Below are 22,722 nucleotides of genomic sequence, written 5' to 3' on the forward strand. Positions count from 1 at the left end.
GGGCGGGCGGCGCCACGGCGCCGGCGCCGGCCGCCGGTTGCCCCGTGATCGTCACGGCCCATCCTCCGCACCTCGGCAAGTCGGCACTCGTCGCGCAGGCGCTCGCCCGCGCCGCACGCGAAACCGGCCCGCCGGACGGCGTGTTCTCGCTGCTACCCGGCGAAGGCACGGCGGTCGGCGCACCGCTCGTGCGTCATCCGGCCCTCCCGGCCCCGCGCTCCCCGCCCCCGCCCCAGCGCCCCCCAGCGCGCGAGCAGCGGCCCGCCCGCGAAGCCGCCGAGCGCGCGCGGCACGCGCAACGTGCGGACGATTTCGGTGGTCATGTCGTCGGTGGCCGCGTTCGCGGCAACTGTATGAAGCGACGTCGAAGGCATCAGCGCATGCAGCGCCTGTGCGAACGACACCGGCACGCTGCCGATCAGCAGCGACGCCGAACACCGCGACTGCCGCGAGCGCGAGCACGCACCAGATCGCCGCCGCGCGGCGCGCGTGCATGCCGCGACGCGGCGGCGCGACGCGAACGCCCGACGCGTGCGTCGAGCGCTCGCGCGCGTGGCGCGGTTCATCGGGACTGGCGGTTCGCATGCTGGGTTCGGCGTGGCTCGGACGTGGCTGGAGTGTGGCTGCGGGCGCGTGCGTGTCCATCGTTGCGCGTCGCAAAATCGAGATGTCGAGATGTTATAACGCGCGCCACGCGTTTGGCCGCCGATTCCCCATCTGAAATGCGGTTCGCGCGGCGGCTCGCTCGCGGCACTTCGCGCCCTCTTTCGCGTGACGCGCTGCACGATTCATCGGACAGCCGCAAAACAACGCAAAGCACGACGCAGAGCAGTACGCAAACCGCACCACAAAACGACGCGCAAAAAAAGTACTGAGACTGCGCGAATCAAGCGTCAAGAAAGCGCGATTATTGCCGTAAACGTGGCGATCGAGCGTGAGCGCGCATCCGACAACGCTCGGCAAAATATGTTCCCGCAGCACGGCACGCAACACGCCAACCGTTAAAAAACGCAAGATACAGGCACGAAGCAGGGCTGTTACGTCTGGAAACGACGCAATTATCGGAATACGCCACAATCCGCGCTAGAATGCCTGTCTTTAGAGGACGCAGCACATGCTCAACGAACTCGAAACACTCTCACAAAACATCGGGCGGCTGATCGAGATCAATCAGCGCCATCACGAAGCACGCGTGGCGCTCGAAGAGCAACTCGCACAACTTCAAGCGCAATGCGAAGCCACGCGCACGGAACTCGAACAGGTGCGCGAAGAGCGTAACGCGCTGCAAGCCGAACGCGACGGGCTGTCGGCGAAGATCGACGATGCACAGGTGCGCCTGAACGCGATCCTCGAAAAGCTGCCGCGCGCACGCGCCGGCGCCGACCGCGACAGTCAGCTCGACCTGCTCGAACCGCAGCAAAGCGCCGACGACGACAACGCCGCTCGCCACGGAGAAAATGCATGACGACCAAACAGATCGAAGCGACCATTCTCGGCCAGAGCTATCGCCTCGCCTGTTCGCCTGAAACCGAAGGCGCGCTGCTCGAAGCAGTGGCACGCGTGGACGCGGAAATGTCGAAGATCCGCAATCACAGCAACGTGCGCGGCCAGGATCGCATCGCCGTCATGGCGGCGCTCTCGCTCGCCTCGGAACTGCTGCGTTTGCAGACCAGCGTGCGTCACGGAGAAGCATTCCCAGCCGAAGAAATCCGTCGTACAATGCGCCAAATGAACGATCAGCTTGGCGCAGTGATCCAGCAATATGGCGTGCAATAAAACCGCCGCTGCATAATGCGTTAAAATGGTCTCATCGAAACGTAGGAAGTGAATACGTTTCCAAACAGGTTTAAGCAGCTGTGGTTGTCATCAACGGCAGTTGCAATCAGTTCAGCTTCCCTGCCTGGTTCGCCAAGGTCATATATTCCTTGAACCAATGCCATGTGCACGGTTGCGGAAATTTGTAGCACGGGTGTGCGCGTCACTTGTCTGATGTACCCGAAGTGCTGCTAACTGCGACCAATTCTGAACCTCAGGTTCAGGATGCCGGCCTAGCGGCTAAGGCGGGGACCTATTCGAACGGCATCGGACACTCGTCCGATGCCGTTTTCCTTTTGCGGTCTACAAATCGATCTTCACGTCATGCGCTACTGGCTGATGAAGTCCGAACCCGACGAAGCGAGCATCGACGATCTCGCCAACGCGCCGCAGCACTCGCTGCCCTGGACCGGCGTGCGCAATTATCAGGCGCGCAATTTCATGCGCGACACCATGCAGATCGGCGACGGCGTGCTCTTCTATCATTCGAGCTGTCCCGAACCCGGCATCGCGGGACTCGCGCAAGTGTCGTCCACCGCGTATCCCGATCCCACCCAGTTCGATCCGAAAAGCCCTTACTACGACGCGAAATCCACGCAGGAAACGCCGCGCTGGATGCTCGTCGACGTCGTGTTCAAGAAGAAGTGCGCGCTGATTCCGCTCGCCACGCTGCGCGAGCACGACGAGCTTGCCGAGATGCGCGTGCTCGCCAAAGGCAATCGTCTTTCGATCACGCCGGTCACGCGCGCCGAGTGGGATTTCATCACGAAGCGGCTGATGTAGCCTGATTCAGGCGCTCGATCTTCAAACTGTGCAAAACCGCCTGCGTGCGGGAACCCCGCGTGCGGCGCATCGCCTAACGAACACGCCGGCCGCAACGCAGCAGACCGTGCCTTCGTACAGGCAGCCGACACGCGTGCGCGAAGTTCAGCACAATCATGCGCTCGTGCCGGTACGCGTCAGTCCAGGCAGTCGCGCGATGTGCAGCGCTGCCACGTGCTGCAACGACCCGCCGGCGCATTCGTTCTGCAAGGAGCCACAATGAAGAAAAGAACCGCCGTCACGCTCGCCGCCGCCCTTTCCGCTGCGACTCCGCTCGCCTTGACGCTCGCGCCCAGCGCCGCCTTCGCGCAGAGCGATGCGCGCTATCAGCCCTCGGGCGTGCTCTCGCTGTCGGCCCAGGCGAGCGCCGAGGTGCCGCAGGACGTCGTCACGATTACGTTGTTCTATGAGCAGGAAGCGAGCGATCCCGCGTCGCTGACCAGCACGCTCAATCAGCGCGCCGATTCGGCGCTGCAAAAAGCCAAGGGCGTCGACGGCGTGACCGCGCGCTCGGGCCAGTTCTCGATCTATCCGTCGACCGACCGCGACGGCCGCATCTCCGCCTGGCGCGGCCGCACCGAGGTCGTGCTCGAATCGCGCAACTTCGCGGCCGCGTCGAAACTCGCGGGCGATATCTCGTCGGTCATGCAGGTCGGCAACGTGGCGTTCTCGCTCTCGCCCGAAGCGCAGCGCGCCGCCGAACAGAAGCTGTCGAGCGAGGCGATCGCGTCGTTCCGCGATCAGGCGTCCGCGAATGCGCGCGCGTTCGGCTACAGCGGCTATGCGATCCGCGACGTCAACGTGGGGCACTCCGGCGTGCCGCCGCGTCCGATGATGATGATGAGCGCGCGCGCCGCCAGCGCCGACGCGAAGATGGCGCCCATGCCGCTCGAAGGCGGCACGTCCACCGTGACGGTCAACGTTTCGGGTTCGGTGCAGATGAAGTAACGCGACAGCGCGTGCGAGAGCACGCTTGAACGCGCTGCAAAACAAAAAAGCCACGGCAAACACCGTGGCTTTTTTCATGGGACTTCAGCGTGAGCGTCGTGCGCCTCAGCTTTTCGCGGCGGCCGTCTGCTGCGTGCCGTTCGCACCGTTGGTCCGCTTCGCGCGGCGATACGCCCAGATCATCAGCAGCACGCCCGCGATGATCATCGGCAGCGAAAGCCATTGGCCCATCGACAGACCGAGTGCGAGCAGGCCGAGGAAGTCGTCGGGTTCGCGCGCGAATTCCACCGTGAAACGCGCGAGGCCGTAGCCGATCAGGAACATCGCCGAAATCGCGCCCACGGGACGCTGCTTGCGCGAGAACAGGATCAGCACGAAGAACAGCGCGATGCCTTCGAGCGCGATCTCGTACAGCTCGGACGGATGGCGCGGCAGCAGGTGATATTGCGCGAACACTTCGTTCAGATGCCACTTCGCGGCCAGCGCGGGATGCATTTGCAGCCACGCGGCGTCGTCGTTCGCGGCGCCCGGGAACATCATCGCCCAGGGCGAATCCGGCGAGGTCACGCGGCCCCACAGCTCGCCGTTGATGAAGTTGCCGAGACGCCCGGCGGCGAGACCCGTCGGCACCATCGGCGCGACGAAGTCGGTGACCTGCAGCCACGTGCGGCCGCGCTGCCACGCGAACAGGATCATCGCGAAGGTCACGCCGAGGAAACCGCCGTGGAAAGACATGCCGCCTTCCCACACCTTGAAGATGTCGAGCGGATGCGCGAAGTACCAGCTCGCCTTGTAGAACAGCACGTAGCCGAGACGCCCGCCGAGGATCGTGCCGAGCACGCCGTAGAACAGCATGTCGTCGATGTCCTTGGCGGTCCAGCCCTGCGCGGCCACATACGGCAGACGCAGGCGCAGACGGCCGATCACGATCGCGAGAATAAAGCCGACGAGATACATGAGGCCGTACCAGCGCACGGCGAGCGGCCCCAGATGGATGGCGACGGGGTCGAAATTCGGATGGATGAGCATCGTGAAGTGGATTCTTGTCGGCGGTGAGCTTGAAAGCGGGTTGCAAGATACGCCACGCGGGTTGCACGTTACGCGGCGCCGAGGGGTGACATTATCGCCGACGCCGGGGCGCGCGAGCCAAAATGCACATTTCTCGCTGATCGTGCTGATCCGCGATTTTAAGGGACAGAGATGAAGCCGCCGTGCACACGCGTCGGCCGCCCGGACTTCACGCGTGCGGCTGCGCGTTCACCGTCGCCGCATGCGCGCGCACGATCTCGATGAAAGCCGCCAGCACCGGACTCACCTCCTCCACGCGCCAGACGAGGCCGGTTTCGATCGTCGGCACGGCCTGCGCGAGCGGCCGGTAGACCACGCCCGTGCGCCGCAGATGGCGCAGCGACTGCGGCACCAGCGCCACGCCCATGCCTGCCGAGACGAGGCTCACGATCGTCTGCATCTGGATTGCCTCCTGGCCTACACGCGGCGCGAGACCGGCCGCGCCGTAGCAGTCCATGATCGTGTCGTGAAAACCGGGGGCCAGATGGCGCGGAAACACGACGAGCGGCACGTCGGCGAAATCGCGCAGGTTCACGGGCGCGGCGCACCAGCCGTCGTCGGCGTCCGGTTCGACATCCGCGCCGCCGAGTTGCGCCGAGAGCGCCGCCGGCATCGCGATCACCAGCGGCTCGCGCGCGACCGGCAGATACGCGAGCTGCGCCGCGTGGCGCGGCGGCACGGGCGCAATCACGAGGCCCGCGTCGATGCGCCCCGCCACCAGTTCGTCCACCTGCACGTCGCTGGTCGCTTCGGCCAGTTGCAGCCGCACGCGCGGATAGCGCGCGCCGAAGTCGCGCAGCAAAAGCGGCAGCAGGCCGTAATCGGCGGTCGAGACGAAAGCCAGCGCCAGCACGCCCGCCTCGCCGCGCGCGAGACTCTGCGCGAGCGGGCGCAACGCATCCGCCGAAGCCAGAATGCGCCGCACTTCCGGCAGCAGATCGGCGCCCACGGCCGTCAGCTCGACCGAGCGGCGCGTGCGCGCGAACAGCTCCACGCCGAGCGCCTCCTCCAGCGCGCGGATCGCTTGCGAGAGCGGCGGCTGCGTCATCGACAGGCGCGCGGCGGCGCGGCCGAAATGCTGCTCCTCCGCCACCGCCACGAAATAGCGCAACTGGCGCAGATCGGGACTCGCGAGACTCATCGTGACCGCTCCATTGATATGTTTTTCGACTCAATAAGCCACGAATAATATATTGGACATTGCGCTCGCGACACACCATCCTGACACGCACGTCCCCTCATCCCCACAACAATCGAAATCGAGACACGGAGCGTCCCCATGGCATACAACCGTCGTTCGAAGCACATCACGCAAGGCGTCGCGCGCTCGCCGAACCGTTCGATGTTTTACGCGCTCGGCTACGAGAAGGCCGACTTCGACAAGCCGATGATCGGCGTCGCCAACGGCCATTCGACCATCACGCCCTGCAACGCGGGCCTGCAACGGCTCGCCGACGCCGCCGTGGGCGCGCTCAAGGACGCCGACGCCAACGCCCAGACCTTCGGCACGCCGACCATTTCCGACGGCATGTCGATGGGCACCGAAGGCATGAAGTACTCGCTCGTCTCGCGCGAGGTGATCGCCGACTGCATCGAAACCTGCGTGCAGGGCCAGTGGATGGACGGCGTGGTCGTGATCGGCGGCTGCGACAAGAACATGCCGGGCGGCATGATCGCGCTCGCGCGCATCAACGTGCCGGGCATCTACGTGTACGGCGGCACGATCCGGCCGGGCCACTGGAAGGGCAAGGACCTGACGATCGTCTCGGCGTTCGAGGCCGTCGGCGAATTCACGGCGGGCCGCATGAGCGAGGAGGATTTCGAGGGCGTCGAACAGAACGCGTGTCCGTCGACCGGCTCCTGCGGCGGCATGTACACGGCCAACACGATGAGCTCGTCGTTCGAGGCGCTCGGCATGTCGCTGCTCTATTCGTCGACGATGGCGAATCCCGATCAGGAGAAGGTGGATTCGGCGGCGGAGTCGGCGCGCGTGCTCGTCGAAGCGGTCAAGAAAGACCTCAAGCCGCGCGACATCATCACGAAGGCGTCGATCGAAAACGCCGTGGCGCTGATCATGGCAACGGGCGGCTCGACCAACGCCGTGCTGCACTATCTGGCCATCGCGCATGCCGCCGAAATCGACTGGACCATCGACGACTTCGAGCGCATGCGCAAGAAGGTGCCGGTCATCTGCGACCTCAAGCCCTCGGGCCAGTACGTGGCCACCGATCTGCACGCGGCGGGCGGCATTCCGCAGGTGCTCAAGCTGCTGCTCGACGCGGGTCTGCTCAACGGCGACTGCATGACCATCACGGGCCGCACGATCGCGGAAGAACTCAAGGACGTGCCGTCGCAGCCGCGCGCCGACCAGAAGGTGATTTATCCGATCGACCAGGCGCTCTACAAGGAAGGCCACCTCGCGATTCTCAAGGGCAATCTCGCGACCGACGGCGCGGTCGCCAAGATCACGGGGCTGAAGAATCCGGTGATCACCGGCCCGGCGCGCGTGTTCGACGACGAGCAGAGCGCGATGGACGCGATCCTCGCCGACAAGATCCAGGCCGGCGACGTGGTCGTGCTGCGCTACCTCGGGCCGAAGGGCGGGCCCGGCATGCCGGAGATGCTCGCGCCGACGTCGGCGATCATCGGCAAGGGGCTCGGCGAAACGGTCGGGCTCATCACCGACGGTCGCTTCTCGGGCGGCACGTGGGGCATGGTGGTCGGGCACGTCGCGCCCGAGGCGTTCGAGGGCGGCACGATCGCGCTCGTGCAGGAAGGCGATTCGATCACCATCGACGCGCACCAGCTGTTGCTGCAACTGAACATCGACGACGCCGAACTCGCGCGACGCCGCGCCGCGTGGAAGCAGCCCGCGCCGCGTTATACGCGCGGCGTGCTCGCGAAGTTCGCGGCGCTCGCTCGGCCCGCGAACAAGGGCGCCGTGACGGGCTGAGGGCGGGCTGAGGGCGGCTTGCGGCCGGACAGGCAGGAATCGGGACGACGCGCGCCAGACGCAATACTCGCAGCAATGCACACGGCAATGCGCGCGCGATAACACAGGCGGCAACCCGGCAAAGGGCGCGCGGAAAATCCGCGCGCCCTTTGCTCTTATAATGCGTCGACACAGCCGGCGCCTACGCTGGCGGAGACCAGCATGAAACAGAAGTCGCAAGCGAAGAACAAGACAGCGACGCTCGCCGCCGCGCTCACGCTCACGTTTCTCCTCGCCGCGTCGCACGCACAAGCACAGGCACAAACGCAGGTGCAGACGCAGGTGCAAAGCTCACCCGGCGGACTCGCCCTCGCCCAGCAGCAGAACTGCATGAGCTGTCACTCGGTCACGCGCACCTTCATGGGTCCCGCCCTGCGCGACGTCGCCACGAAGTACGCGGGCAAGCCGGAAGCGCAAAGCTATCTCGCCCACAAGATCGCGGAAGGCAGCAGCGGCGTCTGGGGCGTCGTGCCCATGCCCGCCAACACGCAGCTGAGCCCCGGCCAGGCGGCCACGCTCGCCGGCTGGATTCTCACGCTGAAATGATGGGGTAACGCACGCGTTCGAAAGACGCGTGCCATGAAGACGCGTGCGGCGCGCACAAGTCGTGACGCGCCGCAGCGAAAACAATCAAGGATTCAGCGAGCGCGAAGAACGCGCGCCGCTCAGGCTTTGTGCGAGCCGCCATGTCCGGCGCGCGCGGCGAGCTCCTCGCGCACCGCGGCCTTCACCCAGCCCTTCAGTTCCGTTTCGAGCGCGAGACCGATCTCGCGCGACACCTGTCCGACGATCCAGTGCGCGTGCTCCTGCATGGCAGCACTGCAACGCGCCTCGATCACGCCGCGCCCTTCGCCGGTGAGCCAGCTCAGCGCGCGTCCGCGCAGACGCTCGACGAGCGCATCGGCGTCGTGGGCGAAGAGACCTTCGGGTTCGTAAGCGGCGGATTGCGCGGGCGGCTCGGCCGAAGTTTGCGCCGACAACTGCGGCTCCGGCACGGCGTTCGCGGCTGCGAGCGCGGCCGCCGCGCTGGCTGGCGTCGCCGGCACGAGCGGTTCGAAGCGATCGACCAGCTCGGGCAGATCGTCGTGATCGATGTGATCGAGGCGGCTACCGTGGCCGGCATCGCCGCTCAATTCCGCGTGCTCGCCGTGACCGGCTTCACCCGCCTGAACATGAACGGCCGCTGCCGCGGCCTCGCCCTGTGGCGACTCGGCGCGCTCGAACGGCGAACGCGCACGCAGCAGGTTGCCGTTGACCAGCACCTCGTCCAGCATGGGAATCGGCGCCTCGTCGACGTCGTGGAGATCGGGCATGATCGCCTCCTTCGAAAGTCGGTCAAGCAAGGCGAGGCGCGTCAACTGCCCTGCTTGTAGTTATTCAGCGCATAGCCGCGATCGCGATAGAAGCGGTAGCGCTCGCGCCCGGACGCGAGTTCCTCGGGCGCATCGCCGATCACTTCGAGCAGGCGCTCGAAGCGGGCGAACTGCGGCGGCACCTCGGCGCCGAGATTGAGCAGCACGCGATGATGCGGCGCGCGCTCGAGGTCCGTGGCCAGCACGATGGGCGTCTCGGCCGCGTGCGCGCTGTCGGCCATGCAATGCGGCACGAAGTCGAGCGGCGAGAACGTCCACAACATCTCGTCGAAAGCGCGCAGGCGCCCAGGCTCGGCCAGCACGACCGCCTGCTGGCCCGCCTGATACGCCTTGCGCACGAGACGGCATGCGTACAGCAGCGAGTCGCCGACATTCGTATGAAAGTCGATGCGCGTCATGCCCGCCCCGCCGCTATTTTCATGCCTGCCCCGCTTTGCAACATGATTTGCAACACCTGCATCACTGCGCGGCGCGATCGATCAGGAATTGCGCCAGCAGCGGCACCGGACGGCCCGTTGCGCCCTTCGCCGCGCCGCTCTTCCATGCGGTGCCCGCGATGTCGAGGTGCGCCCACGGATACGCTTCGGTGAAGCGCGACAGGAAGCACGCCGCCGTCACGCTGCCCGCCGGACGCCCGCCGATATTGGCCAGATCGGCGAAATTCGACTTGAGCTGATCCTGATACTCGTCGTCGAGCGGCAGACGCCAGGCCGGGTCCGAGGCTTCGCGCGACGCGTCGAGCAGTTCGCCCGCGAGCGCGTCGTCCTTCGAGAACAGGCCGCTGTTGTGATGGCCGAGCGCGATGATGCACGCGCCCGTGAGCGTGGCGATGTCGATCACCGCAGCCGGCTTGAAGCGTTCGGCGTAGGTGAGCGCGTCGCACAGGATCAGGCGGCCTTCAGCGTCGGTGTTGAGCACTTCGACCGTGAGGCCCGCCATCGTCGTGACGATGTCGCCCGGCTTGGTGGCATTGCCCGCAGGCATGTTCTCGCAGGCCGGGATGATGCCGATCACATTGAGCTTCAGGCCCATTTCGGCGACCGCGCGGATCGTGCCGAGCACCGAGCCCGCGCCGCACATGTCGTACTTCATCTCGTCCATGCCCTCGCCGGGCTTGAGCGAAATGCCGCCGGTGTCGAACGTGACGCCCTTGCCGACCAGCACGATCGGCGCGGACTTCGCGCTGGCGCCCTGGTAATGCAGCACGATGAACTGCGGCGGCTCGACCGAGCCCTTTGTTACAGAAAGAAACGAACCCATCTTGAGCGCTTCGATCTGACGCTGGCCCAGCACTTCGACCTTTAGCTTCCAGTCGCGCGCGAGCTTCTTCGCGGTGGCGGCCAGATAGGTGGGCGTGCAGACGTTGCCCGGCAGGTTGCCGAGGTCGCGCGTGAGGTCCATGCCGTTGGCGAGCGCCACGGCCTGCTTCGCGGCGACCTTCGCCACCTTCTCGTCGGCGGCGTCGACGCTGAACACCGCGCGCTTGAGCGCGCGCTGCGTGACGTCGGGCTTGCTCTTCATCTGCGTGAAGCGGTAGGTCTCGGTGCGCAGGACCTGGATCGCGGCGCGCACGCCCCAGTCGCTCGTGCGCTCCTTGATGGGCAACTGCGCGAGCGTGAAGGTCACCTGGGCGATACGCGTGCCGAGGATCGCGCGCCATGCCGCACGGGCGGCATCGTTATAGGCTTTCTGGCCGAACGCATCCTGCTTGCCGAGACCGACGAGCAGCACGCGCGACGCGCCGATGCCCGTCACTTCGGGCAGGAACAGCGTGGAACCGGGTTTGCCGTCGATATCGCCAGCCTTGACGACGCGGGCGATCGTGCCGCCGAGCGCCGCATTGAGCGCGAATGCCGCGCCCGAGAGGGTTTGGGCCTCGAAGACACCCACCACGACGCAATCCGACTTGCCGGTCAGGAAGGGGCCTTCCCCGCCTTTGCTCCAATCACAGGCTTTTATGCTAAAGTCCATCGCGCTTGTCCTCGGATAAAATCAGGGCTTAGGATGAAAGCCGCAATTATCCGCTATTTTTCCCGCGGCGGCTCCTCGGCGGTTGCGCGAAAGGCGCGGCGCCTGGTCCGAGCCGCCCGCCCTGCCCATCTAGAATGATCTTCGAACGTTCCCTGCAGCGCGAACTCGCGTACACGGCTGGCGCTGTGTTCATGGTTCTGCTCACGATCATGCTGACGACGATGATGATCCGCATCGTCGGTTTCGCGGCTTCGGGCCAGATCGACCCGCGCGATGTGCTGGTCCTGATCGGCCTGACCGTGATCGGCTATCTCGCCGTGATGCTCATCGTCACGCTCTTCGTGTCGATCCTGTTCGTCCTCACGCGCTGGTACAAGGATTCCGAAATGGTCGTCTGGCTCGCCTCCGGGGTGAGCCTCACGCGCCTGATCAAGCCGATCGCCGTGTTTTCCACGCCGATCATCCTGCTGATCGTGTTTTTCGCCTTTATCGGCTGGCCGTGGTCGAACGCGCAGAGCAAGCTCATTCGTGCGCGCTTCCAGCAGCGCGACGAGGTCTCGCTGCTCGCGCCGGGCCAGTTCCGCGAATCGCCCACCACGCACCGCGTGTTCTTCATCGAGTCCATGAGCCCCGACCAGGCGCGCGTGGAGAACGTGTTCGTCACGAGCACGGAGAACGGCAAGGTCAACGTCATCGTCTCGAAGACCGGTCACACGGAAACCGAGAAGAACGGCGACCGCTTCGTGGTGCTCGAAAACGGCCGCCGCTACGACGGCGAGCCGGGCCATCCCGACTTCCGCATTTCCGAATTCCAGCGCTACGGCGTCAAGATCCAGAGCCAGCCGGTCGTGAACACGCCGTCGGCCAGCTCGACCTCCACGCCCGACCTGCTGCGCCAGCCCACCGACGACAATCTCGGCGAATTCGCCTGGCGCGCGGGCCTGCCGCTGATCGCGATCAATCTGATGCTGCTGGCGATCCCGCTTGCGTATCAGAATCCGCGCCGCAGCCGCACGATCAACCTCGTGATGGCCGTCCTGATCTACCTCACGTATTCGAATCTGCTCAACGTCATCCAGTCGCAGATCGAACAAGGAAAGATGTCGTTCGGCCTCGGGCTCGTCGTGCTGCACGTGATCGTGCTGGCGCTCGTCGTGTTTATTTTCTGGCTGCGCGTGCGCAACCGGCCGCTCTTTACACGCGCGATGTTCCGCCGCGCGTCGCAGGGGAACTGACCGATGCGCATTTACGAGAAATACTTCGCGCGCCAGGTCTACCTGACGTTCGTGTTTATCCTGTTCGCCTTCTCGGGTCTGTTCTTCTTCTTCGACCTGATCAACGAACTGAACTCGGTCGGCCACGGCAACTACAAGTTCGGCTACGCGGTGCTGCGCGTCGGCTTGCAGGCGCCCTCGCGGCTCTATGAAATCATTCCCGTCGCGGCGCTGATCAGCGCGATCTACGTGTTCGCGCAGATGGCGGCCAGCTCGGAATTCACGATTTTCCGCGTCTCGGGTCTCGCGACCGGCCAGGCGCTGCGCTCGCTGCTGAAGATCGGCGTGCCGCTCGTGCTGCTGACCTATCTGATCGGCGAAGTCGTCGGTCCGTACACCGACCAGCTTTCCGAACGCGTGCGTCTCGAAGCGCTGGGTTCGGCCGTGTCGACGAATTTCCAGTCAGGCGTGTGGGTCAAGGACACGCTCACGGCGCGCCTCGACGGCGAGCAGGTCACGCGTTTCGTGAACGTCGGCAAGCTGCAGCCGGACGCCACCATCACCGACGTGCGCATCTACGAATTCGACAAACAGTTCAAGCTCTCGAACGTGCGCATCGCGAAGAGCGGCACGTACCAGCCGCCGGGCCACTGGCTGCTCAAGGACGTGACCGACACCGAACTGGTCAGCGTGCCGCCGCCGCCGAACCAGCCGACCGACGCGCTCGCGCCCGTCTATCGCGCAAGTCAGACCGCGCTGCCCGAATACTCGCTGCGCTCGGAACTGACGCCGCAGATTCTCTCGGTGCTGCTGGTGTCGCCGGATCGCATGTCGATGTTCAACCTGTTCCGCTACATCCAGCATTTGCAGGAAAACCATCAGGACACGCAGCGCTACGAAATCGCGCTCTGGCGCAAGCTGCTCTACCCGTTCGCGGTGTTCGTGATGCTGGTGCTGTCGCTGCCGTTCGCGTATCTGCATACGCGTGCGGGCGTGGTCGGCGTGAAGGTGTTCGGCGGCATCATGCTCGGCATGAGCTTCCAGCTCGTCAACACGCTGTTCTCGCACATCGGCAATCTGAGTAGCTGGCCCGCGCCGCTCACGGCGGCCACACCCGCGCTGATCTATCTCGCGCTCGGCTTGATCGGGCTGAAGTGGGTCGACCGGCACTAGCGGCCACGTAGATCACGGAGAATCGACGATGAGCACGCACGGCATGATTCTCTTCGGCCACGGCGCGCGCGACGCGCGCTGGAAAGAGCCGTTCACGCGCCTCGCCGCGAAACTCGCGGCGGCGCGCACTCACGACACCGCTGACAACGACGCCGGCCCGGTCGCCCTCGCCTTCCTCGAACTCATGGAACCGAGCCTGCCCGACGCCATCGCCGCGCAGGCCGCGCAAGGCTGCACGGTCATCACCGTGGTGCCGGTGTTCTTCGGCCAGGGCGGCCATATTCGCCGCGATCTGCCCGCGCTCATCGCGCAATGTCAGGCCGACCATCCCGACGTGCAGATCCGCTGCGCCACCGCCGTCGGCGAAGACGATGCGGTGCTCGACGCCATCGTCGGCTATTGCCTGACTCACGCATCGCAGCACGCGTCGCCTGACGACGCCTGAATCCGTCGCGCAACCGCGCAAAAGAAAAGGGCCGCTTCTCAGCGGCCCTTTCCCTTTCTGCTTTCGTGCTCGTACTACGCACAACCCCCGTTTTTTTATACTTTACGCAGCGGCGCGGCGCGGATCCTGTTCGTCCTGCGAGGCGTCTTCCTGCGCGGCGCGCGCACGAAACGCTTCGCCGATCATCAGCAGGCTCGGCTGCGCGGCGTCGAGCCAGTCCTGCGCCTCGCCCGCCTGCAGCGCCGCCAGCGTGAGTGTCAGCGTTCGCTCGCGCGCGGTGCTGCACGCCTCGACGATCGCCACCGGCGTCTCGCCCGCGCGGCCCGCTTCGATCAGCTGACGCGCGATCTCGGGCGCGCTGTCGCGGCCCATATAGAACACCAGCGAATCGGCGTTCACGTGTTCGCGGATTTCCTCGCTGCCCGCCGCGCGCGAATACGTCGCGAGCGCGACGCTGCGCGACACGCCGCGCAGCGTGAGCGAGCGTTGCAGCGTGGCCGCGCTCGCGAGCGCCGCCGTGATGCCCGGCACGATTTCGTACTCGATGCCCGCCGCTTCGAGCGCGCGCATTTCTTCGTCGGCGCGACCGAACAGCATCGGGTCGCCGCCCTTCAGGCGCACGACCACGTCGTGTTCCAGCGCGGCATCGACGAGCTGCTTGTTGATGAAGTGCTGCGCCGTCGAGCGTTGCCCGCAACGCTTGCCGACCGCGATGAACTTCGCATCGGCCGGCGCGTACTCGAGCATCGCCGGTTCGACGAGCGCGTCGTGCAGGACGACCTGCGCCTGCCCGAGCAGACGCGCGCCGCGCACCGTAATGAGATCCGCGGCGCCCGGACCGGCGCCGATCAGATAGACCTTACCCATTTGCTAGAAGACTCCCATACCGCACGCTCGACACGCGCATGCCCGGCGCTCCGCCGCGCGCCGCCACATGACGTGGATGGCGCGGGCGCAGCGCGCTGCGGCCTCAGGCGGCGACGGCGCGGATCATGCCCGCGGCCACCGTGTGGTGCGTGGCTTCGTCGATCAGGACGAACGCGCCGGTGCCCGGATGCACATCATACAGGTCCGCGACGAGCGGCTTTTGCAGCGTGAGCGAGACGCGGCCGATGTCGTTCATCGCCAGGTCGTGACGGTCGACGGCGTGCGAAAGCGTATGCACGTCGAGCACTTCCTTGATCGCGCCGATCTTCGCGAACACCGTGCTGGTGGTCTGCTTGAGCAGGTACTTGCGCTGCGGCGAGAGCGGCTCTTCGTCGAACCAGCAGAGGTCCGCTTCGAGCTTCTTCGCCGGTTGCGTGTCGTCGCCGGCCGGCACGAAGGTGTCGCCGCGCGAGACATCGACGTCTTCCGCGAGACGGATCGTGACGGTCTGGCCCGCGAACGCGCGGTCGACCTGTGCCGTGCCGCCCGGCACCGGCGCGATGATTTCCGCGACCGTGGCCGCGCGGCCCGCCGGTAGCACCGTGATGGCGTCGCCGAGCTTCACTTCGCCCGCTTCGATACGGCCCATGTAGCCGCGGAAGTCGTCGGCGCTCGAACCGTCCTGGCGCGCGACCCACTGCACCGGGAAGCGCAGCGCTTCGCCCGTTGCCTGCGCGACCGGCAGTTGCTCGAGCACGTCGAGCAGCGCTTCGCCCGCGTACCACGGCATGCGCTCGCTCGCGCCGACGATGTTGTCGCCCTTGAGCGCCGACACCGGCACGAAACGCACGTCTTCGAGGCCGAGCTGGCGCGCGAGTTCGACGTAGGCTTCGCGGATCAGGTTGAAAGTCGCTTCGCTGTAATCGACCAGATCCATCTTGTTGATCGCGACGATCACGTGTTGCAGACCGAGCAGCTTGACGATCGCGCTATGGCGCTTCGTTTGCGGCAGCAGTTGCGTCACGCCATTCTCGACCGTCACGCGCGTGGGGTCGATCAGGATGATCGCGGCGTGCGCCGTCGAGGCGCCCGTGACCATGTTGCGCGTGTACTGCTCGTGGCCCGGCGTATCGGCGATGATGAACTTGCGCTTGGCCGTGGCGAAGTAGCGATACGCCACGTCGATCGTGATGCCCTGCTCGCGCTCGGCTTCGAGGCCGTCCGTGAGCAGCGACAGGTCGATTTCGTCGCCGACCGTGCGCTTGTTCTTGGCGCGCGAAAGCGCCGAGAGTTGATCCGAAAGGACTGCCTTGCTGTCGTACAGCAGGCGGCCGATCAGCGTGCTCTTGCCGTCGTCCACGCTGCCCGCCGTGATGAAGCGCAGCACGCCGAGGTCTTCAGGTTGATGCGTCGTAACCATGTTCAATTCTTCCTCTGCGTGCTCTTTAGAAATAACCTTGCTTCTTGCGCTGTTCCATCGCGGCTTCCGACGCCTGGTCGTCCATGCGCGTCGCGCCGCGTTCCGTGATTTCGGTCACGGCCGTTTCGGCGATGATCTTCTCGACGTTGTCGGCATCGCTCGCCACCGGGCACGTGCAGCTGATGTCGCCCACGGTGCGGAAACGCACCTGCGCCATTTCGCTGACTTCGCCTTCTTTCATCGGCGTGAGCGGCGTGACCGGCACGAGCAGGCCGTTGCGGCGCACGATCTCGCGCTGGTGCGCGTAGTAGATCGACGGCAGTTCGAGCTTTTCGCGCTCGATGTATTGCCACACGTCGAGCTCGGTCCAGTTCGAGATCGGGAACACGCGCAGGTGTTCGCCGTTGTGCAGACGCGCGTTGTACAGGCTCCAGAGTTCCGGGCGCTGCGCCTTCGGGTCCCACTGGCCGAATTCGTCGCGGAACGAGAAGATGCGCTCCTTCGCGCGGGCCTTCTCTTCGTCGCGGCGCGCGCCGCCGATCATCGCGGTGTAACCGTATTGCTCGATGGTTTCGAGGAGCGTGACCGCTTGTGCGGCGTTGCGCGAATCGGTTTCGCGGCGCAGGCGCACGGTGCCCTTCTTGATCGAATCTTCGACGTGACCGACCACGAGTTCCGCGCCGATTTCAGCCGCGCGGCGATCGCGGAAGTCGATCACTTCCTCGTAGTTGTGGCCCGTGTCGATGTGAACGAGCGGGAACGGCAGCGAGGTCTTGCGGTTCGCGCCGAGACCGAACGCCTTGAGGGCGAGCGCCAGCACGACGACCGAATCCTTGCCGCCCGAGAACAGCAGCGCCGGCTTGCTGCATTCGGCGACCAGCTCGCGCAGGATGTGAATCGACTCGGCTTCGAGCCAGTCGAGATGGTCCATGCGGTTCGCCGTCACCTGAAGCGGGGCGTTCACTGCGGAATCGAGCGTCGTGCTCATGTTCGGAATCCTTCGTCTGATCGCGCCCTTTGCATCGGGCGCGTTACTCTGTATTCGACTTCGCTGCCGTTCGGCGTTCGTTAAAACGTCGAAAGCGGCGCGAAAACTTCAATCTTAGCTCGCCTGGCCGATCGGCGACACCGCCACCACCGGAATCGCGGACACCGACGTGATGTGCAGCCCGCATTCCTTCGTGTCGCGCGACTCCCACCACCAGCGGCCCGCGCGGCTGTCTTCGCCGGGACGGATCGCACGCGTGCAGGGTTCGCAGCCGATGCTCGGGTAGCCGCGCGCATGCAGCGGGTTCACCGGCACCGCGAAGGCGCGCAGGTAATCCCAGACATCGGCTTCGGTCCAGTCCGCGAGCGGATTGAACTTGTCGATGTTGCGCGCTTCGTCGCGTTCTTCCTCGTGCAGCTCGGCGCGCGTGACCGACTGCTCGCGGCGCTGGCCCGTGACCCACGCCGACACGCCCGACAGCGCGCGGTTGAGCGGCTCGACCTTGCGGATCTCGCAGCAGCGCTTGCGCAGATCGACGCTCTCGTAGAACGCGTTCAGGCCGTGCTGTGCGACATATTCGTCCACCGCGTCCTGCTGCGGATGGAACTGCTCGATCGCGTAGCCGTAGCGCTCGCGCACCGCGTCGAGCATGCCGAGCGTTTCGGCGTGCAGGCGGCCCGTGTTCAGCGAGAAGATGCCGATCTTCACGCCGCGCGACAGGATCGCGTGCGTGAGCAGCATGTCTTCGGCGGCGAGGCTGCTGGCTAGCTTGACGTCGGCGTGACGCGCGGCGATCGAATCGAGCAGCGCATCGAGCCGCTCGATCTTCGCCTGCAGGTCAGCCGTGATCTCGCTGGCTGCGGTAGGGGCGGTGCTCATGCTGCCGCGCCCGATTCGGCGGCTTGTGCCGCACGGCGGCGGAACAGCGGCGACGGTTCGTCGAACGCGCCCTGGTACTGCACCGTGAATTCCGTGAACGCCTTCAGCGCGTCGTGGATGTCCTTGTCGGCGCGCAGCGCGTAGGCGTCGAAGCCGCAGCGCTCGTAGAAGCGCAGCTGGTCGCGCAGCACGTCGCCGATCGCGCGAATCTCGCCCTTGTAGCCATAACGCTCGCGCAACAGACGCGCGATCGAATAGCCGCGGCCGTCGCGGAACACCGGGAAGTCGATTGCGATCAGCGCGATCTTGTCGAAGTCGGCGACCACGTCAGCCGGTTCGCTGTCCGGCGCGAGCCACACGCCCAGTTCGTCCTTGCCGCGCGCGGCCAGCGCGTCGCGGTTGGCCTGCCAGTACGCGAACGGGACCAGCACCTTGCCGGCCGGCAGCGCGGCCACGTCGGGCAGCGCGCCGTCTTCGGCGGCACGCACGACCTGCCAGTTGTCTTCGACGATCTCGCGGTTCTTGATGATCAATGCCATTGCTTAACTCTCGATTCGTTGCGTGCGGCTCAGGCGTGCGCCGTCTGGCGCGAGGCGTACACGCGCTCCTTGAAGGGCGCGATGCCGAGGCGGTCGTAGGTGTCGATGAAACGCTCGCCGTCGATGCGCAGTTCGACGAACGTGTCGATCACCTTCTGCATCACGTCGGGCATTTCTTCCGCCGAGAACGACGGGCCGATCACGCGGCCAAGGCGTGCGCCGTAGGCGCCGTTGCCCTGCTCGCCGCCGAGCGACACCTGGTACCACTCGGAGCCGTCCTTATCGACGCCCAGAATGCCGATGTTGCCGACGTGGTGGTGACCGCACGAGTTCATGCAGCCCGAGATATTGAGCGAGACGTCGCCGAGGTCGTAGACGAAATCGAGGTCGCTGAAACGCTGCTGGATCGCTTCGGCGATCGGCAGCGACTTGGCGTTCGCGAGCGAGCAGAAGTCGCCGCCCGGGCACGCGATGATGTCGGTCAGCAGGCCGACGTTGGCCGTCGCGAAACCGACTGCCTTGGCCTTTTCCCACAGCGCGAACAGGTCCTGCTTCTTCACGTCCGCGAGAATCAGGTTCTGCTCGTGCGAGACGCGCACCTGGCCGAACGAGTAAGCGTCGGCCCAGTCGGCCACGGCTTCCATCTGCACGTCGGTCGCGTCGCCCGGGGCGATGCCCTGCGGCTTGAGCGAGAGCGTGACCGAAGCGTAGCCCGGCACGCGGTGCGGACGCACGTTGCGGTCGACCCAGCGCGCGAACGCGCGGTTTTCGAGCAGATGCTTTTCGTAGGAGGTGTCGGTGTCGGTCAGCTTTTCGTAGGCCGGCGGCGCGAAGTATTGCGACACGCGGTCCACTTCGGCCTGCGTGATCGTCGACGGGCCGTCCTTCAGGTGCTGCCACTCTTCTTCCACTTGCTGCGCGAACTTCTCGGGCGAGAGCGCCTTCACGAGAATCTTGATACGCGCCTTGTAGATGTTGTCGCGGCGGCCATAGCGGTTGTACACGCGCAGCACGGCTTCGCAGTAGGTCAGCAGATGCTGCCACGGCAGGTCGCGCTTGATGATCGCGCCGATGATCGGCGTACGGCCGAGGCCGCCGCCCGCGAGAATGCTCGCGACGACTTCGCCCTGCTCGTTGCGGTCGAGGTAGACGCCCAGATCGTGGATCTGCACGGCGGCGCGGTCTTCCTTCGAACCCGAGACGGCGATCTTGAACTTGCGCGGCAGCCACGCGAATTCGGGGTGGAACGTCGACCACTGACGCATGATCTCGGCCCACGGGCGCGGATCGATGACTTCGTCGGGCGCAACGCCCGCGAACTGGTCGGCGGTGATATTGCGGATGCAGTTACCCGAGGTCTGGATGCCGTGCATCTGGACCGACGCGAGCTTGCGCAGGATTTCGGGCGTCTCTTCGAGCTTGATCCAGTTGTACTGGATGTTCGAGCGCGTCGAGAAGTGGCCGTAACCGCGGTCGTGCTCGCGCGCGATGGTGCCGAGCATGCGCATCTGGTCGCTGCGCAGATTGCCGTAAGGAATCGCGATGCGATGCATGTAGGCATGGCGCTGGTAATACAGGCCGTTCTGCAGACGCAGCGGACGGAACTCTTCTTCGCTCAATTCGCCCGACAGGCGGCGGCGAACCTGGTCGCTGTATTGCGCGACGCGCTCGTCGACGATGGTCTGGTCGTACTGATCGTATTGGTACATTCGGGGACCCCAGGGTTGTATCAATCGCGGCGTTCCGGTTACGCCGCGTTCTCCGACTTCGACTTCGCTATTTCTGTTCCAGCCCGACCGGCGCCTTCAACTCGCCGGTCATTTGCTAATGACCAAAACAGATATCCATATTGGAAAAGTTGGGGAAATGGTAATAAACTCGCCTTATATTTCAAACGATTCAAAAATCAGGTTGATATGCCAAGGGGTTATATATGAACCTGCACCAGTTCCGCTTCGTACGCGAGGCCGTGCGCCAGAATTTCAACCTCACGGAAGCCGCGAAGGCCCTGTATACCAGTCAGCCCGGTGTCTCGAAGGCGATCATCGAGCTCGAGGATGAATTAGGGGTCGAAATCTTCACACGCCACGGCAAGCGCGTGCGCTCGCTCACGGAACCCGGCCGCATCATCCTCGCCTCCGTGGAGCGCATCCTTCAGGAAGTGGAGAGCCTCAAGCGCGTAGGTAAGGACTATGCGGCCCAGGATCAAGGCAATCTGGTGATCGCGGCCACGCATACGCAGGCGCGCTACTCGCTGCCGGCCGCCATCGCCGAGTTCAAGCGGCGCTTCCCCAAGGTCCACCTTTCGATTCTGCAAGGCAGCCCGACCCAGGTCGCCGAAATGGTGCTGCACGACCAGGCCGATCTGGCGATCGCCACCGAGGCCATCTCCAACTACAAGGAACTGGTCTCGCTGCCCTGCTTCACCTGGCATCACGTGGCCGTGATGCTACCCGATCATCCGCTGCTGGAGCGCAAGCCGCTCTCGCTTGACGATCTGGCCCAATTTCCGCTGATTACCTACGACAACGCGTTCGCGGGCCGCACCAAGATCAACGAGGCGTTCCGCCTGCGCGGACTCTCGCCCGATATCGTGCTCGAAGCCATCGACGCGGACGTGATCAAGACCTACGTGGAACTGGGCCTCGGCGTGGGGATCATGGCCGATATCGCCTTCAACGCCGAACGCGACCGCCATCTGCGCGCCGTGCCGGTGGGGCATCTGTTCGGCAGCAACGTGACGCGCGTGGCGCTCAAGCAGGGCGCGTATCTGCGCAGTTATGTGTACACGCTCGTCGAGCTGCTTTCGCCAAGCCTGAACCGCAAGCTGATCGAACAGGCGCTCAAGGGCGAGCACGAGACTTACGAGCTGTAATACGCGCTGTAATGCGCGCTGTAATGCGAACTGTAAGCGGACGGCGCGTGCCGGGTTCAAGCGCGCGGATTCACCCACAACTAATTAGATAGAACGCTTCTCGCTTTTTTCCTTCCTGGAGACCGCTGCATGAAGTCGTATCTGCGTCTGCATCATCTGAATCCGGGCTTGCGCCCTGCCCTTCGTCCGCTGGTGCTCGCCGCCGCCGTCGCGCTGGGCGTTGCCGCGCCCGCCGCGCACGCCGACCTCAAGGTGGGCATCGACCTGTCGAGCACCGGTCCCGCCGCCGCCATCGGCATCACGAGCAAGAACGCCGTGTTGATGTGGCCCCCGACCATCGCGGGCCAGAAAGCCGACTACATCGTGCTCGACGACGGCTCCGACCCGGGCGCGGCCGTGCGCAACATCCGCAAACTGGTCAACGAGGATCACGTCGACGTGATCGTCGGGCCGAACATCACGCCCGCCGCGCTCGCGGCGCTCGACGCCGTGGCCGAAAGCAAGACGCCGATGATCACGCTGGTGGGCTCGGCCTCGGTGGTCGAGCCGCAGCAGGGCGCGCGCACCTGGGCGTTCAAGATGGCGCAGACCGACGCCGCGATGGCCGACGTGATGACGCGCTACATGGCCGCGCACGGCGTGAAGACGGTGGGCTTCATCGGTTTCGCCGACAGCTACGGCGACAGCTGGCTCAACGAGTTCACGAAGTTCGCGAAGGAGAGCAATCTCCAGATCGTCGCGACCGAGCGCTTCAACCGCACCGACGCAAGCGTGACCGGCCAGATCCTCAAGCTGATCGCCGCGAAACCCGACGCCGTGCTGATCGCGGGCGCGGGCACGCCGACCGTCCTGCCGCAGCGCACGCTGGTCGAGCGCGGTTACAAGGGCGCGATCTATCAGACGCACGGCATCGCCACGCCCGAGTTCATCAAGCTCGGCGGCAAGGATGTGGAAGGCACGCTGTTCCCGACGCAGCCGGTGGTGGTGGCGCGCACGCTGCCTGCCGATCAGCCCGCGCAGAAAGCGGCGCTCGCCTTCGTGGACGCCTATGAGGCCAAATACGGCCCCGGCACCGTCACGCAGTTCGCGGGCGACGCGGCCGGCGTGTACCCGCGCCTCGCGGACGCCGTGACGCGCGCGCTCAAGACCGCGCAACCCGGCACCGAGGCGTTCCGCGTGGCGCTGCGCAGCGAACTGGAGCACGCGCACGAACTGGTCGTGCCCAACGGCGTGGTCAACACGAGCGAAAAGGATCACGTTGGACTGGACCAGCGCGCGAGCGTGATGGGAACGATACGCGGCGGCAAGTTCGTGTATCTGGCGCAGTGAGTTG

General features: G+C 65.4%; 24 protein-coding genes, 1 other RNA gene and 1 pseudogene. 14 read left to right on the forward strand and 12 right to left on the reverse strand.

From position 1 onward, the window contains the following. Positions 1-44: 44 nt before the first annotated feature. Positions 45-146 (forward strand): annotated as a pseudogene (locus G3N97_RS40145) (hypothetical protein); the annotation flags it as partial. A gap of 6 nt (positions 147-152) precedes the next feature. On the opposite strand, the gene G3N97_RS09415 reads toward G3N97_RS40145, so the two are convergent. Continuing rightward, positions 153-566: a hypothetical protein gene (locus G3N97_RS09415; protein WP_205993004.1), complete on the reverse strand. Its 414-nt coding sequence runs from the start codon at positions 564-566 to the stop codon at positions 153-155. A 548-nt stretch (positions 567-1,114) separates the two neighbouring features. Between G3N97_RS09415 and G3N97_RS09420 the strand changes: the two genes are divergently transcribed. The 5 genes from G3N97_RS09420 to G3N97_RS09440 all read left to right on the forward strand — a co-directional run bounded on the left by G3N97_RS09420 (position 1,115) and on the right by G3N97_RS09440 (position 3,585). Further along, on the forward strand, positions 1,115-1,465 hold the full coding sequence (locus G3N97_RS09420; RefSeq protein WP_176080467.1) for an ATPase: 351 nt from the start codon (positions 1,115-1,117) through the stop codon (positions 1,463-1,465). After that, positions 1,462-1,776 (forward strand): cell division protein ZapA, encoded by a 315-nt coding sequence (locus G3N97_RS09425; RefSeq protein WP_065057327.1) that lies wholly within the window; start codon positions 1,462-1,464, stop codon positions 1,774-1,776. The genes G3N97_RS09420 and G3N97_RS09425 overlap by 4 nt, the downstream gene beginning before the upstream one ends. A gap of 114 nt (positions 1,777-1,890) precedes the next feature. Beyond that, a non-coding RNA gene (gene ssrS / locus G3N97_RS09430) (6S RNA) lies at positions 1,891-2,071 on the forward strand. Between the two features lie 68 nt (positions 2,072-2,139). Beyond that, the gene (locus G3N97_RS09435; RefSeq protein WP_065057379.1) at positions 2,140-2,598 is read left to right on the forward strand and encodes an EVE domain-containing protein; all 459 of its coding nucleotides are present in this window, start codon (positions 2,140-2,142) and stop codon (positions 2,596-2,598) included. A 258-nt stretch (positions 2,599-2,856) separates the two neighbouring features. Then, positions 2,857-3,585, forward strand: a complete 729-nt coding sequence (locus tag G3N97_RS09440) for an SIMPL domain-containing protein (protein WP_205992971.1) — start codon at positions 2,857-2,859, stop codon at positions 3,583-3,585. Positions 3,586-3,690: 105 nt separating this feature from the next. Here the strand turns inward: G3N97_RS09440 and lgt are convergent, their stop codons facing one another. Then, positions 3,691-4,614 (reverse strand): prolipoprotein diacylglyceryl transferase, encoded by a 924-nt coding sequence (lgt, locus tag G3N97_RS09445; protein ID WP_205992972.1) that lies wholly within the window; start codon positions 4,612-4,614, stop codon positions 3,691-3,693. Here lgt and G3N97_RS09450 point away from each other — a divergent pair. Continuing rightward, positions 4,607-4,789: a hypothetical protein gene (locus G3N97_RS09450; protein ID WP_124261103.1), complete on the forward strand. Its 183-nt coding sequence runs from the start codon at positions 4,607-4,609 to the stop codon at positions 4,787-4,789. The two genes, lgt and G3N97_RS09450, sit on opposite strands and share 8 nt — an antisense overlap. A 33-nt stretch (positions 4,790-4,822) precedes the next feature. Here G3N97_RS09450 and G3N97_RS09455 read toward each other — a convergent pair whose 3' ends face one another. After that, positions 4,823-5,794 (reverse strand): LysR family transcriptional regulator, encoded by a 972-nt coding sequence (locus G3N97_RS09455; protein ID WP_205992973.1) that lies wholly within the window; start codon positions 5,792-5,794, stop codon positions 4,823-4,825. Positions 5,795-5,932: 138 nt separating this feature from the next. Here G3N97_RS09455 and ilvD point away from each other — a divergent pair, with 138 nt between their 5' ends. Further along, the gene (ilvD, locus tag G3N97_RS09460) at positions 5,933-7,606 is read left to right on the forward strand and encodes a dihydroxy-acid dehydratase (protein ID WP_205992974.1); all 1,674 of its coding nucleotides are present in this window, start codon (positions 5,933-5,935) and stop codon (positions 7,604-7,606) included. Between the two features lie 201 nt (positions 7,607-7,807). Next, positions 7,808-8,191 (forward strand): c-type cytochrome, encoded by a 384-nt coding sequence (locus tag G3N97_RS09465; protein WP_205992975.1) that lies wholly within the window; start codon positions 7,808-7,810, stop codon positions 8,189-8,191. A gap of 119 nt (positions 8,192-8,310) precedes the next feature. Here G3N97_RS09465 and G3N97_RS09470 read toward each other — a convergent pair whose 3' ends face one another. The 3 genes from G3N97_RS09470 to G3N97_RS09480 all read right to left on the reverse strand — a co-directional run bounded on the left by G3N97_RS09470 (position 8,311) and on the right by G3N97_RS09480 (position 10,989). Next, positions 8,311-8,958: a DUF2486 family protein gene (locus tag G3N97_RS09470; protein ID WP_205992976.1), complete on the reverse strand. Its 648-nt coding sequence runs from the start codon at positions 8,956-8,958 to the stop codon at positions 8,311-8,313. A gap of 41 nt (positions 8,959-8,999) precedes the next feature. After that, the gene (locus G3N97_RS09475) at positions 9,000-9,416 is read right to left on the reverse strand and encodes a DNA polymerase III subunit chi (protein ID WP_065057321.1); all 417 of its coding nucleotides are present in this window, start codon (positions 9,414-9,416) and stop codon (positions 9,000-9,002) included. Positions 9,417-9,477: 61 nt separating this feature from the next. Beyond that, positions 9,478-10,989 carry a leucyl aminopeptidase gene (locus tag G3N97_RS09480; RefSeq protein WP_205992977.1) on the reverse strand — a complete coding sequence of 504 codons (1,512 nt, stop codon included), beginning with the start codon at positions 10,987-10,989 and terminating at the stop codon, positions 9,478-9,480. 134 nt (positions 10,990-11,123) lie between these two features. Between G3N97_RS09480 and lptF the strand changes: the two genes are divergently transcribed. From lptF to G3N97_RS09495, 3 genes are read left to right on the forward strand one after another with little or no spacing between them, the layout of a single operon-like run. Beyond that, positions 11,124-12,224 (forward strand): LPS export ABC transporter permease LptF, encoded by a 1,101-nt coding sequence (gene lptF, locus G3N97_RS09485; RefSeq protein ID WP_205992978.1) that lies wholly within the window; start codon positions 11,124-11,126, stop codon positions 12,222-12,224. A 3-nt stretch (positions 12,225-12,227) separates the two neighbouring features. Then, positions 12,228-13,376, forward strand: a complete 1,149-nt coding sequence (gene lptG / locus G3N97_RS09490) for an LPS export ABC transporter permease LptG (RefSeq protein ID WP_176080464.1) — start codon at positions 12,228-12,230, stop codon at positions 13,374-13,376. Positions 13,377-13,404: 28 nt separating this feature from the next. Next, positions 13,405-13,821 carry a CbiX/SirB N-terminal domain-containing protein gene (locus tag G3N97_RS09495; RefSeq protein WP_205992979.1) on the forward strand — a complete coding sequence of 139 codons (417 nt, stop codon included), beginning with the start codon at positions 13,405-13,407 and terminating at the stop codon, positions 13,819-13,821. Positions 13,822-13,923: 102 nt separating this feature from the next. On the opposite strand, the gene cobA is transcribed toward G3N97_RS09495, so the two are convergent. From cobA to G3N97_RS09525, 6 genes are all read right to left on the reverse strand, one after another. Next, positions 13,924-14,688, reverse strand: a complete 765-nt coding sequence (gene cobA / locus G3N97_RS09500; protein ID WP_065057316.1) for a uroporphyrinogen-III C-methyltransferase — start codon at positions 14,686-14,688, stop codon at positions 13,924-13,926. 103 nt (positions 14,689-14,791) lie between these two features. Further along, the gene (locus G3N97_RS09505) at positions 14,792-16,108 is read right to left on the reverse strand and encodes a GTP-binding protein (protein WP_065057315.1); all 1,317 of its coding nucleotides are present in this window, start codon (positions 16,106-16,108) and stop codon (positions 14,792-14,794) included. Between the two features lie 25 nt (positions 16,109-16,133). Beyond that, positions 16,134-17,096: a sulfate adenylyltransferase subunit CysD gene (gene cysD, locus G3N97_RS09510; RefSeq protein WP_065057314.1), complete on the reverse strand. Its 963-nt coding sequence runs from the start codon at positions 17,094-17,096 to the stop codon at positions 16,134-16,136. 114 nt (positions 17,097-17,210) lie between these two features. Then, on the reverse strand, positions 17,211-17,975 hold the full coding sequence (locus tag G3N97_RS09515; RefSeq protein ID WP_065057313.1) for a phosphoadenylyl-sulfate reductase: 765 nt from the start codon (positions 17,973-17,975) through the stop codon (positions 17,211-17,213). Further along, the gene (locus G3N97_RS09520; RefSeq protein ID WP_205992980.1) at positions 17,972-18,514 is read right to left on the reverse strand and encodes a DUF934 domain-containing protein; all 543 of its coding nucleotides are present in this window, start codon (positions 18,512-18,514) and stop codon (positions 17,972-17,974) included. The genes G3N97_RS09515 and G3N97_RS09520 overlap by 4 nt, the downstream gene beginning before the upstream one ends. Positions 18,515-18,543: 29 nt before the next feature. Continuing rightward, positions 18,544-20,223, reverse strand: a complete 1,680-nt coding sequence (locus G3N97_RS09525; protein WP_205992981.1) for a nitrite/sulfite reductase — start codon at positions 20,221-20,223, stop codon at positions 18,544-18,546. 224 nt (positions 20,224-20,447) lie between these two features. Between G3N97_RS09525 and G3N97_RS09530 the strand changes: the two genes are divergently transcribed. Together G3N97_RS09530 and G3N97_RS09535 are read left to right on the forward strand one after the other, a co-directional pair. Further along, entirely contained in the window at positions 20,448-21,389 is a 942-nt protein-coding gene (locus tag G3N97_RS09530; protein WP_065057310.1) for a CysB family HTH-type transcriptional regulator, read from the forward strand. Between the two features lie 129 nt (positions 21,390-21,518). Further along, positions 21,519-22,718 carry an ABC transporter substrate-binding protein gene (locus G3N97_RS09535; protein WP_205992982.1) on the forward strand — a complete coding sequence of 400 codons (1,200 nt, stop codon included), beginning with the start codon at positions 21,519-21,521 and terminating at the stop codon, positions 22,716-22,718. Positions 22,719-22,722 lie beyond the last annotated feature (4 nt).

The sequence above is a fragment of the Paraburkholderia sp. Ac-20347 genome (genome assembly GCF_017104805.1).
Lineage (GTDB): Bacteria > Pseudomonadota > Gammaproteobacteria > Burkholderiales > Burkholderiaceae > Paraburkholderia > Paraburkholderia tropica.

Bases quoted from the DNA above. Each gene is read 5' to 3' on its own strand.
- G3N97_RS09440 (WP_205992971.1), top strand. From the start codon at position 2,857: ATGAAGAAAAGAACCGCCGTCACGCTCGCCGCCGCCCTTTCCGCTGCG.
- G3N97_RS09470 (WP_205992976.1), bottom strand. From the start codon at position 8,958: ATGCCCGATCTCCACGACGTCGACGAGGCGCCGATTCCCATGCTGGAC.
- G3N97_RS09535 (WP_205992982.1), top strand. From the start codon at position 21,519: ATGAAGTCGTATCTGCGTCTGCATCATCTGAATCCGGGCTTGCGCCCT.
- G3N97_RS09465 (WP_205992975.1), top strand. From the start codon at position 7,808: ATGAAACAGAAGTCGCAAGCGAAGAACAAGACAGCGACGCTCGCCGCC.
- G3N97_RS09525 (WP_205992981.1), bottom strand. From the start codon at position 20,223: ATGTACCAATACGATCAGTACGACCAGACCATCGTCGACGAGCGCGTC.
- lgt (WP_205992972.1), bottom strand. From the start codon at position 4,614: ATGCTCATCCATCCGAATTTCGACCCCGTCGCCATCCATCTGGGGCCG.
- ilvD (WP_205992974.1), top strand. From the start codon at position 5,933: ATGGCATACAACCGTCGTTCGAAGCACATCACGCAAGGCGTCGCGCGC.
- G3N97_RS09425 (WP_065057327.1), top strand. From the start codon at position 1,462: ATGACGACCAAACAGATCGAAGCGACCATTCTCGGCCAGAGCTATCGC.
- lptF (WP_205992978.1), top strand. From the start codon at position 11,124: ATGATCTTCGAACGTTCCCTGCAGCGCGAACTCGCGTACACGGCTGGC.
- cysD (WP_065057314.1), bottom strand. From the start codon at position 17,096: ATGAGCACGACGCTCGATTCCGCAGTGAACGCCCCGCTTCAGGTGACG.
- cobA (WP_065057316.1), bottom strand. From the start codon at position 14,688: ATGGGTAAGGTCTATCTGATCGGCGCCGGTCCGGGCGCCGCGGATCTC.
- G3N97_RS09415 (WP_205993004.1), bottom strand. From the start codon at position 566: ATGAACCGCGCCACGCGCGCGAGCGCTCGACGCACGCGTCGGGCGTTC.
- G3N97_RS09505 (WP_065057315.1), bottom strand. From the start codon at position 16,108: ATGGTTACGACGCATCAACCTGAAGACCTCGGCGTGCTGCGCTTCATC.
- G3N97_RS09520 (WP_205992980.1), bottom strand. From the start codon at position 18,514: ATGGCATTGATCATCAAGAACCGCGAGATCGTCGAAGACAACTGGCAG.
- G3N97_RS09495 (WP_205992979.1), top strand. From the start codon at position 13,405: ATGAGCACGCACGGCATGATTCTCTTCGGCCACGGCGCGCGCGACGCG.
- G3N97_RS09435 (WP_065057379.1), top strand. From the start codon at position 2,140: ATGCGCTACTGGCTGATGAAGTCCGAACCCGACGAAGCGAGCATCGAC.
- G3N97_RS09530 (WP_065057310.1), top strand. From the start codon at position 20,448: ATGAACCTGCACCAGTTCCGCTTCGTACGCGAGGCCGTGCGCCAGAAT.
- G3N97_RS09450 (WP_124261103.1), top strand. From the start codon at position 4,607: ATGAGCATCGTGAAGTGGATTCTTGTCGGCGGTGAGCTTGAAAGCGGG.
- G3N97_RS09475 (WP_065057321.1), bottom strand. From the start codon at position 9,416: ATGACGCGCATCGACTTTCATACGAATGTCGGCGACTCGCTGCTGTAC.
- G3N97_RS09480 (WP_205992977.1), bottom strand. From the start codon at position 10,989: ATGGACTTTAGCATAAAAGCCTGTGATTGGAGCAAAGGCGGGGAAGGC.
- G3N97_RS09420 (WP_176080467.1), top strand. From the start codon at position 1,115: ATGCTCAACGAACTCGAAACACTCTCACAAAACATCGGGCGGCTGATC.
- lptG (WP_176080464.1), top strand. From the start codon at position 12,228: ATGCGCATTTACGAGAAATACTTCGCGCGCCAGGTCTACCTGACGTTC.
- G3N97_RS09455 (WP_205992973.1), bottom strand. From the start codon at position 5,794: ATGAGTCTCGCGAGTCCCGATCTGCGCCAGTTGCGCTATTTCGTGGCG.
- G3N97_RS09515 (WP_065057313.1), bottom strand. From the start codon at position 17,975: ATGAGCACCGCCCCTACCGCAGCCAGCGAGATCACGGCTGACCTGCAG.